Consider the following 12860-nt stretch of genomic DNA (forward strand, 5'->3'; position numbering starts at 1 on the left):
GCCCTCGCGCTGCCGATGACGGCATGGACGCAGGGCCTGCCCGGCCTGACCAGCTCGCCCGGCCCGGGCGGCAGCCAGACCTGGTCGCTCAGCGTGCAGACGCTGGTGCTGCTGACCTCGCTCACGTTCCTGCCGGCGCTGCTGCTGAGCATGACGAGCTTCACCCGCATCCTCATCGTGCTGGGCCTGCTGCGCACCGCCATCGGCACGCAGTCTTCGCCGCCCAACCAGATTCTGGTGGGCCTGTCGCTCTTTTTGACCTTCTTCGTGATGTCGCCGGTGTTCGACAAGGTCTACAACGACGCCTACAAGCCGTTCTCCGAAAACAAGATCACGGCCGAGAAGGCACTCGAAAAAGGCATTGCGCCCTTCAAGTCGTTCATGCTCAAGCAGACCCGCGAGAACGACCTGGCCCTGTTCGCCAGGCTTGCGAAGATCCCCGACATGCAAGGGCCTGAAGAAGTGCCGCTGCGCATCCTGCTTCCCGCTTTTGTGATCAGCGAGCTGAAAACGGCGTTCCAGATCGGCTTCACCATCTTCATACCGTTTCTCATCATCGACCTGGTGGTGGCCAGCGTGCTGATGTCCATGGGCATGATGATGGTGCCGCCCGCCTCCATTGCATTGCCGTTCAAGCTGATGCTGTTCGTCATGGCCGACGGCTGGCAGTTGCTGATTGGCGCACTCGCACAGAGCTTTTATCTTTAGAGGACCGGAATGACACCCGAATCCGTCATGTCCCTGGGCAGCCAGGCAATCCACGTCTCGCTGCTGCTCGGCGCGCCGATGCTGCTGGTGGCGCTGGTGGTCGGCCTGATCATCAGCATCTTCCAGGCGGCCACGCAGATCAACGAAGCCACGCTGTCGTTCATTCCCAAGCTGCTGGCCGTGTGCGCGGTGCTGGTGATTGCCGGCCCGTGGATGCTGGCGCAGATGCTCGACTACATCCGCACGCTGTTCTCGAGCATTCCGCAACTCGTGGCCTGAGGGCACGCGCGCGATGCCCGCCATTTTCTCCGTCACGTCGGCGGAGCTCACCGCCTGGATGACGGCCTTTCTTTGGCCGTTCGTGCGCATGCTGGCGCTGGTCAGCACCGCGCCGGTGTTCGGCGAGCCCGGCGTTTCGCGCCAGCTCAAGGTGGCCATTGCGGCCTTGCTGACCATTGCCATCGCACCGACGCTCGGGCCGATGCCGCCGGTGCCGGTGGTTTCGGCCGGCGGCATCTGGATCATCCTGCAGCAAGTGCTCATCGGCGCCGCCATCGGCTTCACGATGCGCATGGTGTTTGCCGCCGTGCTGGCCGCGGGCGAATACATCGGCCTGCAGATGGGCCTTTCCTTCGCTTCGTTTTTCGACCCGATGGCCGGCGGCGCCACGATGGTGGTCGCGCGGCTGATGCACATGCTGGCCATCCTGCTCTTCCTGGCGGTGGACGGCCATCTGCTGATGGTGGCCGGCCTGGCCGAAAGCTTCAGCACGCTGCCGATTGCCGATGCGCCACTGGCCGCACAAGGCTGGATGTTCCTGGTGCTGGGCGGCGGGCAGATCTTCATCAACGGCTTCATGCTTTCGCTGCCGCTGGTGACCGCGCTGCTCACGCTGAACCTTGCAATGGGCATCCTGAACCGGGCCTCGCCGCAGTTCAGCATCTTTGCGGTGGGCTTTCCGCTCACGCTGCTGGCGGGCATCGGCATGATGCATCTGCTCATGCCGCAGTTCGGCGCGTTCCTGGAGCCGCGCTTTGCCGCGGGGCTTTCTTCGGTGCTCCAGCTCACGCAAACCCTCAGGCCCTGAGGGGCGGCCGGGGCCGCCCCGCTCTTCATCACAGGTAGTTGAACAGCGCAATGCTGTGCAGTCGCGCAAAGGTCTGCTGCGTGGCCTTGAGCGAGGTTTCGCGCTGCAGGTATTCCGAAATGGCGCTGGCCGGGTCCAGGTCCACCAGTTCCGACAGGTAGCCCTTGTCGATCAGGAAGCGCGAGGCGCCGCCTGTGTTGAGCGCGTCGAGCTCGTTCATGCGCGAACCGATCGACGAGGTGACCGTGAGCACGTTGTCGTGCGCGTTGGTGATCTTCACGTTGAAGGTGCTGAGTGCGTTGAGCAGCTCGGCCTGGGCCGCATCGCCGCCGCCGGTCAGCGGCTTCTTCAGCGCGGTGATCATGTCGCCGATGGCGGCGAACACATCGGTGCCGGCGTTGCGGGCCGTGGCCACCTGGAAGGTATCGCCGTCAGCGGGCGTGCCGCTCATCTTGATCTGCAGGCCGCCGAACGAAATGGGCGTGTCGGGCACGTAGGGGCCCGATGCGGCGACCACGGGAGGCGTGTCCTGCGTGGACACGGTGTAGTTGCCGCCCGCGAAGCTGATCGTGAAGTCCTTGCCGTAGTTGGCGGCGGTCGCATCGGTCAGGCCCACGGGGCCGAACACGCCCGAGCCGGTGTTGGCCGCGCCGGCGGAGCTCACGTAGCCCGCCCCGCCCTGCACCGACTGGAACACGCTGCGGCCGTCGTCCGTGGTCGACATCTGGCGCGACACGTCGATCTGCATGAGGCGCTGGCCCTGGTCGCCCATGTACTGGATGCCGCCGCTGGCATCGGCCACGAAGGGCGGGCTGCCGCTCTTGAAGCCGGCAAACAGGAACTGGCCGTTGCCGTCGTCGGCGTTGGCCACGTTCACCAGCTGGTCCAGGTTGCTCTGCAGCGTGGTGGCCAGCGAGGCGCGGTCGGCGTCCGACAGCGTGCCGTTGCCGGCCTGCACGGCCAGCGTCTTCATGTTCTGCATGATCGAGGTGGCCGACTTCAGCGCGGTTTCCTCTTGCGAGAGCGAGAGCATCGCGCGGCTGCGGCTGCTGGCGTACTGGGCCGACTCGGCCATCGACTGGCTGACGCCCAGCGCGCGCGCGGCCGCCACGGGATCGTCGGCCGGCGTGAGGAACTTGGTGCCCGCGGCAAGCTGCTGCTGAATGCGGAACAGCTGCTGCTGCTGCGAACCCAGGGCGTTCATGCTCTGGGCGTAGAAGGATTGGGTGCTGATGCGCATCTCGACTCCTGAAATCTGTTCTTAAAAGCGAGGGCCGGATCAGCCGCGGATGCCCAGGATGGCGTCGAACATGGTCGATGCGGTCTGGATCACCTTGGCATTGGCCTGGTACATCTGCTGGTACATCAGCAGGTTGGCAGTTTCCTCGTCTTGGTTCACGCCCGAGATCGAGTCGCGGCTCGCGCGGATCTGGCCCGTCACGCTGTCTTGCGTTTGCGTTGCCACGCGAATCTCCATGGAGCGGTTGCCCACCTCGCTCACCAGCTTGGCGAAGGCGCCGTTGAAGGTGGAGGTGCCGCCGTCCATGGCGTTCTTGCGCTGCAGCGCGCCGAGCTTCAGCGCATTGCTGCCGTCCGACACGCCGGCCACGTTCTTGCCGATGGTGAAGGTGTCGCCCTGCGCGGGTGCGCCCGTGAGCTTGACCTCGATGCCGTCGAAGCTGATGGCGGCACCGGCGGTGTAAGGCACGGCCGTGCCCGCGGCGTAGGTGGTGGAAGTGCCGTCGGCCAGCGTCACCGTGACGGGCGAGGTCGCCGGAAAGCCCGACAGCGTGTTGCCGCCCGCGTCATAGGCGAGCGTGACCGTTGCGGCTAGCGGCGCGGCCAGGTAGTCTGCGTTGACGACGGCGGGGCTCAGGGCGCCCGTGCCCTTGTTGCCGACGGTCTTGCCGGTGACGATCGGTGACGCGGCGGCCACCTTGGCCGTTTCGCGCACCAGCACGTCCATGTCGCGCGCGCCGGTGCGCGTGGGCTGCACCAGGAACGAGTCGCCCGCCTGCGCGGTGCCGCTGGCCACCGAGAGGCTCACGCCGTCGAAGCTGGCCGGGAACGCGGTGTAGTCGCCCATCACCTGCTTGTCGGACAGGCGTGTGACGGTGTAGGTGAGCGTGCCGGCCACGTCTTTCACCTGCACCGAATAGTCGCTGGTCGAGAGCTGCGAGGTGTCGGTCACGCTGGCGCCGAGCACCATGTTGCCGGCGTTCTTTGCATGGGAGAACACGCCCGGCGCGGCCTGGGAGAAGAAGTTGGTGCCCAGCGCGCCGTTCAGGTCCACGCCAAGCTTGTGCTGGTTGTTGAACTCGCTGGCCAGGGCCATTGCGAGGCGGCCGACGGCGTTCTGCGTGCTGGTGAGCGTTTCAGAACGGAAGGCCAGCAGCCCGCCCAGCGAACCGCCGGTGAGCACGTTGTCGTTGAGTTCGGAGACCGTGCCGGTCAGGCCGACCAGCGCCATCGACTGGCGCGTGGGATCGGCGGCGGACTGCACGGACTGCATCTTCGCGGCGCGGTCGCCCAGCACCAGCGTCTGGCCGTTTCCGATGAAGACGTTGTACTGGCCGCTGTCCTGCTCCATCACCTTGACGTCGACGATCTTGCCGAGATCGCTCACCAGCTGGTCGCGCTGGTCCATCAGGTCGTTGGGCGGCTGGCCGCCGGCCATGGCGCTGAGCTGGCTGATCTGCTGGTTCAGGCTGGCGATCTGCGTGGCGTAGGTGTTGATCTTGGCGGCGCTGCCTTCGATCTGCTCATTGACCGAGCTGTTCAGGTCCGTGAGGTACTGGTCGGTGGAGCGAAACTTGTTGGCCAGCGACTGCGCCGCGCTGATGAGCTGCTGGCGCGCGGCCGGGTCGGCCGGCGTGTTGGCCACGTCCTGCACGCTGGCGAAGAAACTCTGCATCAAAGGCGTGATGCCTGCGGTCTTGTCGGCCAGCAGCGAATCGATGCGGTTGATCTGCGAACCGTAGCTCGCCAGCGCCGCGCCTGCGGCCTCCGCGCCGTTGAGCTGGGACGTCAGATAGCGGTCGTAGCTGCGCTGCACCGTGGTCACGCGCGCGCCATTGCCCACAAAACCCGCGCCGGTGACCGTGCCGCCGAGCGAAGAGACCAGCGCCGTCTGGCGGTTGTAGCCGGTGGTGTACACGTTGGCCGTGTTGTGGGCCGTGGTCATGAGCGCGGTTCGCGCCACGCTCAGGCCCGAGAGGCCCGTATAGAACATCGACATGAGGCTTTACCTGTAAAACGTTTCTTTTGTTTGGACGGTAGGTGCCGGTTCGGACACCTGTTGCTTGTTTATCGGCAGGAGGCGCGAAAGTTGAAGGCTTTTTGCGTTTCGCATTCAGACCTGGGCGAGAGCCTGGTGTCCGGTGCCAAGGGCGCGGACTTCGCGGTGCGAGGCACTCGGCGCTGTCGATGCGGCGCGGCCTTCGCTCGCGGCGGGCTCCAGCCTGAACACGCTCACCGCCTCCACGAGGCTGGCGGCTTGCTCTTGCATTGATTGGGCGGCAGCCGCCGCTTCTTCGACCAGCGCCGCGTTCTGCTGCGTCACCTGGTCCATCTGCGCAATGGCCTGGTTGACCTGCTCGATGCCGGTGCTCTGCTCCTGGCTGGCCGCCGTGATCTCGCCGATGATGTCCGCCACCCGCTTGACGCCGCTCACGATCTCTTCCATCGTCTTGCCGGCTTCTCCCACGAGGGCGCTGCCCACGTCGACCTTGCCGACCGAGTCGTCGATCAGGCCCTTGATTTCCTTGGCCGCGGCGGCCGAGCGTTGCGCCAGGCTTCTGACTTCCGATGCGACCACGGCAAAGCCACGGCCCTGTTCGCCGGCGCGCGCGGCTTCGACTGCCGCGTTGAGCGCCAGGATGTTGGTCTGGAAGGCAATGCCGTCGATCACGCCGATGATGTCGACGATCTTTTTCGACGAGGCATTGATCGAGGCCATGGTGTCGACCACCTGGCCCACCACGTTGCCGCCCTTGATGGCCACTTCGGAGGCCGAAAGCGCGAGTTGATTGGCTTGGCGGGCGTTGTCGGCGTTCTGCTTGACGGTGCTGGTGAGTTCTTCCATCGAAGCCGCCGTCTCTTCGAGCGAGCTGGCCTGCTCTTCGGTGCGCGAAGACAAATCCTGGTTGCCCGCGGCAATCTGGCCCGAGGCGGTGGCGATGGCGTCGGTGCCCGTGCGCACGCCGCCGACCACGTTGGCCAGGCCGGCGCGCATCGATTCGACGGCCCGTGTGATGACGCCGATCTCGTCGCGGCGGTTCGAACTCAGCTGGCGCGAAAGATCGCCCTGGCCGATGGTCTGCACGTGTTCGCCCAACACGCTGAGGGGCCGCACGGTCCGCCGGAGAAAGATGATGAGCGCCGCGCCCAGCACGACCGCAGCCAGCGCGATGAAGCCGCCGAGCAGGGTCATCTCGCGGTAGAGCTCGGCCATCACCTCCGAAGCGGGGACTTCCGCCACCACGAGCCAGCCGGTGGCTTCGCTCTTGCTCACGGATGCGTAGTGCTTTTCCTGCTGCGCCGGCAAGAGCACCGCGGGCGCGTTGTCCAGCCACTCGGCGTCATCGCTCTTCAGCCGGCCGATCCAATCCGCGGCCTCGGCATCCTTGAGCACTTCGGAAAGTTTTTTTCCGCCCGCGGTCGGATGGAAGACGATCGTCGCCGCGGCAGGGTCCGCCCCCGGGTTGACGATGTAGAGCCCGCCCGTGTCGAAAATGCGGGTCTGGCCCACAGCTTCACCGAACGAAGCCTGCTGCTGCGAGATGTCCAGGCCGATGTAGAGCACCGCAACCACATTGCCCGCAGCGTCGCGCACCGGGTCGTAGACCGTGATGTAGGGCCGCCCGAACAGCGTGACGCGGCCGACGAACCGCTTGCCCGAGCGCAGCAGCGGATATGCGGCGCTCTTGCGGTCGAGCAGCGTGCCGATCGCGCGCTCGCCGTTCTCCTTCTTGACCGACGTGGTCACGCGGCGGAAGTCTTCGCCCTGGGCCACGAACACCGTGGCGTTGGCGCCGGGAAAGTCGCGTGCGAACGCATCCACCTCTGCGGTGCTGCCTCCGTTGATTGCCACGCCGAAGCTGCTGACGACGCCCTGCGCCGCATCTTCGACCGCGAAGGTGCCCGCAAACTGGCGCCGGAAAACGCCGTATGCGTTCTCCGCGGTCATCTGCATGGTGCGGTCGAAGATGTCCAGCGAGCGGGCGATGGCCTCGGCCTTGGCGTTGGCGTACTGCGAGGCGCTGTGCTGCTGTTGCGCAGAGCCGATGACGTAGAACACGCCCAGGAGAAACACCGTGACCGCAAAGATGGCAATGGTGACCCTGACGGTCAGCGTGCGCGCCAAAGAGACAAAGGGGCGCTGTGGCTGGGACGAATCCGTGGCTGCTGCGTTCATCAGGGGCCTCCTGTTGAGGTGTGGTTAAAACTCGGTCCAGTCGCCCGCGGTGCCGCGGGCCAGGGCCAGGGGAGGTGTGGAGGCAATGGCCTCCTTCTTGCGCGAGCTCGCGAGAGGCCGGGCTGGCGCCTCGTGCATGTGCGAAGGTTCGATGCGAGTGGCATGGCCGCCGTGTGCGCCGGCTTCGAGCCTGAACACGCTCACCGCCTCCACGAGGTTCGCGGCCTGCTCCTGCATCGACTGCGCTGCGGCCGCTGCTTCTTCGACCAACGCGGCGTTCTGCTGCGTCACCTGGTCCATCTGCGCAATGGCCTGGTTCACCTGTTCGATGCCGGTGCTCTGCTCCTGGCTGGCCGCCGTGATCTCGCCGATGATGTCGGTCACGCGCTTCACGCTGCCCACGATCTCGGCCATGGTCTTGCCGGCTTCGCCGACCAGGGCGCTGCCCACGTCGACCTTGCCGACCGAGTCGTCGATCAGGCCCTTGATTTCCTTGGCGGCGGCGCCTGAGCGCTGTGCGAGGCTGCGCACTTCGGCGGCCACCACGGCAAAGCCGCGGCCCTGCTCACCGGCACGGGCCGCTTCCACCGCGGCATTGAGCGCCAGGATGTTGGTCTGGAACGCGATGCCGTCGATCACCCCGATGATGTCGACGATCTTCTTGGACGAGGCATTGATCGAGGCCATGGTGTCGACCACCTGGCCCACGACGTTGCCGCCCTTGACTGCCACTTCGGAGGCCGAGAGGGCCAGCTGGTTGGCCTGGCGAGCGTTGTCCGCGTTCTGCTTGACGGTGCTCGTCAGTTCTTCCATCGAGGCAGCCGTTTCTTCGAGCGAACTGGCTTGTTCCTCAGTGCGCGATGACAGATCCTGGTTGCCCGCGGCAATCTGGCCCGAGGCGGTAGCGATGGCATCGCTCGATGTCTTGATCCGCACGACGACGTCGGTCAGCTGGTCTTGCATCCGCTTGATGGAGAACAGCAGGCTGCCGCTGCGGGCCGTGCGGGCCTGCACGCTTTCCGTCAGGTCGCCGCTGGCGATGCGGCCGACCACATCGGCCGCGTAGCCCGGTTCGCCACCCAGCTGGCCCGCCAGGAGCCGCGCCACCACCACACCGAGCCCCAGGCTGATGGCAACGCCGGCCAGTGCCAGCAGCAGCATCAGCAGCCGCGAGTGCTTGAACGTGCCGGCGGCGTCTTCCATGCTGGCGCGAGCCTGCTGGTCGCTGAATGCCACCATGTTCTGCAGCACCTTTTCAAGCGCGCGAGATTCCTTCAGCAGCAACGCGCTTTCTTCGGGCACGTTGCCTTCGAATTGCGAACTGTCCAGCGTCTGCCTCGCGATGAGGTCCGCAAAATCGGCCAGGTGCTTCTTCAGCGGCGGCATCAGCTTCTGGTACTGCTCGTGGAGCTCGCGTCCCTCGTTGGTTTGCTCGAGCAGCGGCTTCACATCGGCCACACTGGATTCGAGCGCCGCCACGGCTTCCTTCAGTTCCTTGAAGCCGACGTTGCGCTCGCCCTTGGTGCCCGCCGACAGCAGGCCCATCTGCGCGCGGCTGGCATCGAGCAGGTGGATGTTGGCCGCCTGCACCGCCTTGATGGCGCGCAGGTCGTTGTTGTAGAGGCTCTCGGTCGAGGCGTTGATGCGCCCCATGTGGAAGATGCCCAACCCGCTGACCCCCGCGCCCACCGCCGCGACGACGAGAAAGCTGAGAACCAGCTTGGCGGCGACAGGAAGCCCTTGGAACCATTTCATTTTTTTCCCTCCTGAGAGACGTTGAAAGTCGTTGGAACTCTTTTAGAACTCGGTCCAGTCGCCTGACGAGGCATGGGCTGCGGCAAGCCTGGGAGGGGACTTGGCTTCCGCCGCCGCCCGCGTCGGGGCCTTCAGCGCCGGCATGGGCTTGCGCGATGGCAGCGCCGGCTGCAGCTTGGCGTGCACTTGCGCGAGCGGTCGGATGGCGGCGTTGCTGTCCAGCTTGAACACGCTCACCGCTTCCACCAGGCTGGCGGCCTGCTCCTGCATCGACTGGGCTGCGGCCGCTGCTTCTTCGACCAATGCCGCGTTCTGCTGCGTGACCTGGTCCATCTGCGCAATGGCCTGGTTCACCTGCTCGATGCCGGTGCTCTGCTCCTGGCTCGCAGCCGTGATCTCGCCCATGATGTCGGTCACGCGCTTGACGCTGTCCACGATTTCGTCCATCGTGCGGCCCGCTTCAGCCACCTGTCGGCTGCCGGCCTCGACCTTGCCGACGGAGTCGTCGATCAGGCCTTTGATTTCCTTGGCCGCTGCGCCCGAGCGCTGGGCAAGGTTGCGCACTTCGGAGGCGACGACTGCGAAGCCGCGGCCCTGTTCACCGGCACGGGCGGCTTCGACGGCCGCGTTCAGCGCCAGGATGTTGGTCTGGAATGCGATGCCGTCGATCACGCCGATGATGTCGACGATCTTCTTGGAAGATGTATTGATGGAGCCCATGGTGTCCACCACCTGGCTGACCACGCCGCCGCCGCGCACGGCCACTTCGGAGGCCGAAAGGGCGAGCTGATTGGCCTGGCGGGCGTTGTCGGCGTTCTGCTTGACGGTGCTCGTGAGTTCTTCCATCGAAGCGGCCGTCTCTTCGAGCGAGCTGGCCTGCTCTTCGGTGCGCGAAGACAAGTCCTGGTTGCCTGCGGCAATCTGGCCCGAGGCCGTGGCGATGGCGTCGGTGCCTGTGCGCACTTCGCCCACCACCTTGGCGAGGCTGCCGTTCATGCCCTTGAGGGCGTGCATGAGTTGGCCGGTTTCGTCCCGGGTCGTCACTTCGATGCGGCTGGTCAGGTCGCCGGCGGCAACGGCTTCGGCCACTTCGACCGCGCGGCGCAGCGGATGCGTGATGCTGCGAACCAGGAGCCAGGCGAGCACCAGGCCGAGGCCCAGCGACAGCGCGCCGCAGACGATCAGGATCAGGCTGGTGCTGGCGCGCGTCTCCTTGCTGCGTTCCGCCGCGGCGTCGAGCTGCGTGCGCTCGGCGTCCACCATCTGCTGGACACCGGCAAGATAGCTGCGCGACGTAGGCTCGAAACGCTCGTTGAAGATCCGGTTGGCGCCTTCCATGTCGCCGGCCAGCTTGGCCTTGCTGACTTCTTCGCGGGCCGCGAGGTAGGCCTTGCGAAGCTCACCGACCTTGTCGTAGACCTGCTTCTTTTCCGGCGTGTCCATCTGTTCTTCGATGAACTTCTGCAGGTCGTTGGTTTCCTTGATGGAGAGGGCCGTGGCGGGCGCGAAGTAGGCAATGAGGTTCGAATCGCTGCTCTTGGCGATGGCCGCGGCGCGCTGCACGCCCGCCGTGGTGTTGCGCAGCCAGTCGGCGCCCGCGCGCTCGGTCTTGATGTTCTTCTCGACCATGGCATTGATTTCCGCGCCGAGCTGCCGCAGCTTCAGCACGGCAAGCACGCTGCTCGTGAGAGACAGGGCGAGGATGACGCCAATCACGACGGCCAACCGCTTGCCGATGGAAATATTGCTCAGAAACATGCTCATGACTCCAGAAGATCAGGAAAGGGCAAGGGCGCGCAACGCGCACTTGCCGTAAAAAGAGTTGTGTGCGCCGGCCGCATTGGCCGGTGCCTTGCAGTGCGCGGAACCGCGGCGGTCAGGAAGCCTCCCAGCCACCGGCGGTAGCCAGCGCGGGCATGGTCCTGCGCGATGGCAGCGCCGGCTGCAGCTTGGCGTGCACTTGTGCGAGCGGGCGGGTTGCGGCGTTGCTGTCCAGCTTGAACACGCTCACCGCTTCCACCAGGCTGGCGGCCTGCTCCTGCATCGACTGGGCTGCGGCGGCTGCTTCTTCCACCAGCGCCGCGTTCTGCTGGGTCACCTGGTCCATCTGCGCGATGGCCTGGTTCACCTGCTCGATGCCGGTGCTCTGTTCCTGGCTCGCCGCGGTGATCTCGCCCATGATGTCGGTCACGCGCTTGACGCTGTCCACGATCTCGTCCATCGTGCGGCCCGCTTCGGCCACCTGGCGGCTGCCGGCCTCGACCTTGCCCACGGAGTCGTCGATCAGGCCCTTGATTTCCTTGGCCGCTGCGCCCGAGCGCTGGGCAAGGTTGCGCACCTCGGAAGCGACGACCGCGAAGCCGCGGCCCTGTTCACCGGCACGGGCGGCTTCCACGGCCGCATTGAGCGCCAGGATGTTGGTCTGGAACGCGATGCCGTCGATCACGCCGATGATGTCGACGATCTTCTTGGACGAAGCATTGATCGACGCCATGGTGTCGACCACCTGGTTGACCACGCCGCCACCCTTGACCGCAACCTCGGAGGCCGAGAGCGCGAGCTGGTTGGCCTGGCGGGCGTTGTCGGCGTTCTGCTTGACGGTGCTGGTGAGCTCTTCCATCGACGCAGCCGTCTCTTCGAGCGAGCTGGCCTGCTCTTCGGTGCGCGAAGACAGGTCCTGGTTGCCCGCGGCAATCTGGCCCGAGGCAGTGGCAATGGCATCGGTGCCGGTGCGCACTTCGCCCACCACCTTGGCGAGGCTCTCGTTCATGTGCTTCAGCGCATTCATCAGCTGGCCGGTCTCGTCGCGCGAGCCGGTTTCAATGGCCGAGCTCAGGTCGCCGCTTGCCACGGTTTCCGCGACCTTGACCGCATGGCCCAGAGGCCGCGTGACGCTGCGGGCGATCAGGAATGCGCAAAGCGCCCCCAACACCAGCGTGAGCGCGGTCAAGAAGATGCGGAGGTTGAAGCTGCGCGCATTCGCCTCGTCGATCGCATGGCTCATGTCGTCGATGGCCTTGCGTTCGAGGGCCAGCAGTTCGAGCACGCGCGTTTCATAAGCCTTGGCGGCCGGCATGAACGTGTTCTTGAAGGCGGCCTCGGCTTCCGCGGGGTTGCCGCCGGTCTTGGCCTTCTGCACGGCGTCCTTGGCGGCCTGGTACTTGGCGCGCAGCTCGACGATGTTCTTGAAGGTCGACTTCTCCAGGTCGGTGACCAGCAGGGCCTCGACCTTGGCCATGGTTTCCCCGCCCTTCTTCACGCTGTCGGAGATGACGTCGGCAAACGTGACGGGCAGCGATTCGTCGGTGCTCCTGGCGATCATCGCGGTGCGCGCAATGGCCGAGTAGGTCAGCACGTACCAGTCGGAGATGAGCCGCTCTTTCGCGAGCGGGCTCTGCATCATCTGGCGGGTGGCTTCGGCATTGCTGCGTGCGGTGATCAGCGCAAAGGCGGCCGAGACCAGCGTCAGGACGAGGACCAGGCCAAAGCCGATGGCCAGGCGCGTTCCGATGCGCATGTTGGAGAGGAAGTTCATGGTGGGGTGATGAAGTGAAATGGACAGGCGATCGAAATGCCCTGAAAGGCTTACGCTTCGACCAGCCTCATGCCGTTGTGCGCGCCGGACGCCACCCGCGGTGCGCTTGTGTAAGTGGGGCCCGTTTGGCGGGAGGCAGGCGCGGCCTGTTGCAGCGGGTCCAGCTTGAAAACGCTCACCGCTTCCACCAGGCTTGCGGCCTGCTCCTGCATCGACTGGGCTGCGGCCGCTGCTTCTTCGACCAGTGCCGCGTTCTGCTGCGTGACTTGGTCCATCTGCGCAATGGCCTGGTTCACCTGCTCGATGCCGGTGCTCTGCTCCTGGCTGGCCGCGGTGATCTCGCCCATGATGTCGGTCAC

General features: G+C 65.7%; 9 protein-coding genes and 1 pseudogene. 3 read left to right on the forward strand and 7 right to left on the reverse strand.

Going from position 1 to position 12860, the window contains the following annotated elements:
* Positions 1-15 precede the first annotated feature (15 nt).
* The 3 genes from fliP to fliR are packed head-to-tail and all read left to right on the forward strand — an operon-like array spanning position 16 to position 1795.
* A complete protein-coding gene (gene fliP, locus V9L20_RS15085) occupies positions 16-708 on the forward strand; it encodes a flagellar type III secretion system pore protein FliP (protein ID WP_258508106.1) in 693 nt (230 codons plus the stop codon).
* A 9-nt stretch (positions 709-717) separates the two neighbouring features.
* Positions 718-987 (forward strand): flagellar biosynthesis protein FliQ, encoded by a 270-nt coding sequence (gene fliQ, locus V9L20_RS15090; RefSeq protein WP_157615484.1) that lies wholly within the window; start codon positions 718-720, stop codon positions 985-987.
* Between the two features lie 13 nt (positions 988-1000).
* Entirely contained in the window at positions 1001-1795 is a 795-nt protein-coding gene (gene fliR / locus V9L20_RS15095) for a flagellar biosynthetic protein FliR (RefSeq protein WP_258502117.1), read from the forward strand.
* A 28-nt stretch (positions 1796-1823) separates the two neighbouring features.
* Here the strand turns inward: fliR and flgL are convergent, their stop codons facing one another.
* From flgL to V9L20_RS15130, 7 genes and pseudogenes are all read right to left on the reverse strand, one after another.
* On the reverse strand, positions 1824-3035 hold the full coding sequence (flgL, locus tag V9L20_RS15100; protein ID WP_258502119.1) for a flagellar hook-associated protein FlgL: 1212 nt from the start codon (positions 3033-3035) through the stop codon (positions 1824-1826).
* Between the two features lie 39 nt (positions 3036-3074).
* The gene (flgK, locus tag V9L20_RS15105) at positions 3075-5033 is read right to left on the reverse strand and encodes a flagellar hook-associated protein FlgK (RefSeq protein ID WP_258502120.1); all 1959 of its coding nucleotides are present in this window, start codon (positions 5031-5033) and stop codon (positions 3075-3077) included.
* 114 nt (positions 5034-5147) lie between these two features.
* Complete coding sequence (locus tag V9L20_RS15110) at positions 5148-7211, reverse strand: methyl-accepting chemotaxis protein (protein ID WP_337297203.1); 2064 nt, start codon at positions 7209-7211, stop codon at positions 5148-5150.
* 24 nt (positions 7212-7235) lie between these two features.
* Positions 7236-8966 carry a methyl-accepting chemotaxis protein gene (locus V9L20_RS15115; RefSeq protein ID WP_337297204.1) on the reverse strand — a complete coding sequence of 577 codons (1731 nt, stop codon included), beginning with the start codon at positions 8964-8966 and terminating at the stop codon, positions 7236-7238.
* 42 nt (positions 8967-9008) lie between these two features.
* On the reverse strand, positions 9009-10724 hold the full coding sequence (locus V9L20_RS15120; protein WP_337297215.1) for a methyl-accepting chemotaxis protein: 1716 nt from the start codon (positions 10722-10724) through the stop codon (positions 9009-9011).
* Positions 10725-10842: 118 nt separating this feature from the next.
* Entirely contained in the window at positions 10843-12501 is a 1659-nt protein-coding gene (locus tag V9L20_RS15125; RefSeq protein ID WP_337297205.1) for a methyl-accepting chemotaxis protein, read from the reverse strand.
* Between the two features lie 50 nt (positions 12502-12551).
* Positions 12552-12860 (reverse strand): annotated as a pseudogene (locus tag V9L20_RS15130) (methyl-accepting chemotaxis protein); the annotation flags it as partial.

Source organism: Variovorax sp. CCNWLW225 (genome assembly GCF_037204045.1).
Taxonomy (GTDB): domain Bacteria; phylum Pseudomonadota; class Gammaproteobacteria; order Burkholderiales; family Burkholderiaceae_C; genus Variovorax.

Bases quoted from the DNA above. Each gene is read 5' to 3' on its own strand.
- fliP (WP_258508106.1), top strand. From the start codon at position 16: ATGACGGCATGGACGCAGGGCCTGCCCGGCCTGACCAGCTCGCCCGGC.
- V9L20_RS15110 (WP_337297203.1), bottom strand. From the start codon at position 7,211: ATGAACGCAGCAGCCACGGATTCGTCCCAGCCACAGCGCCCCTTTGTC.
- flgL (WP_258502119.1), bottom strand. From the start codon at position 3,035: ATGCGCATCAGCACCCAATCCTTCTACGCCCAGAGCATGAACGCCCTG.
- V9L20_RS15120 (WP_337297215.1), bottom strand. From the start codon at position 10,724: ATGTTTCTGAGCAATATTTCCATCGGCAAGCGGTTGGCCGTCGTGATT.
- fliR (WP_258502117.1), top strand. From the start codon at position 1,001: ATGCCCGCCATTTTCTCCGTCACGTCGGCGGAGCTCACCGCCTGGATG.
- flgK (WP_258502120.1), bottom strand. From the start codon at position 5,033: ATGTCGATGTTCTATACGGGCCTCTCGGGCCTGAGCGTGGCGCGAACC.
- fliQ (WP_157615484.1), top strand. From the start codon at position 718: ATGACACCCGAATCCGTCATGTCCCTGGGCAGCCAGGCAATCCACGTC.
- V9L20_RS15115 (WP_337297204.1), bottom strand. From the start codon at position 8,966: ATGAAATGGTTCCAAGGGCTTCCTGTCGCCGCCAAGCTGGTTCTCAGC.
- V9L20_RS15125 (WP_337297205.1), bottom strand. From the start codon at position 12,501: ATGAACTTCCTCTCCAACATGCGCATCGGAACGCGCCTGGCCATCGGC.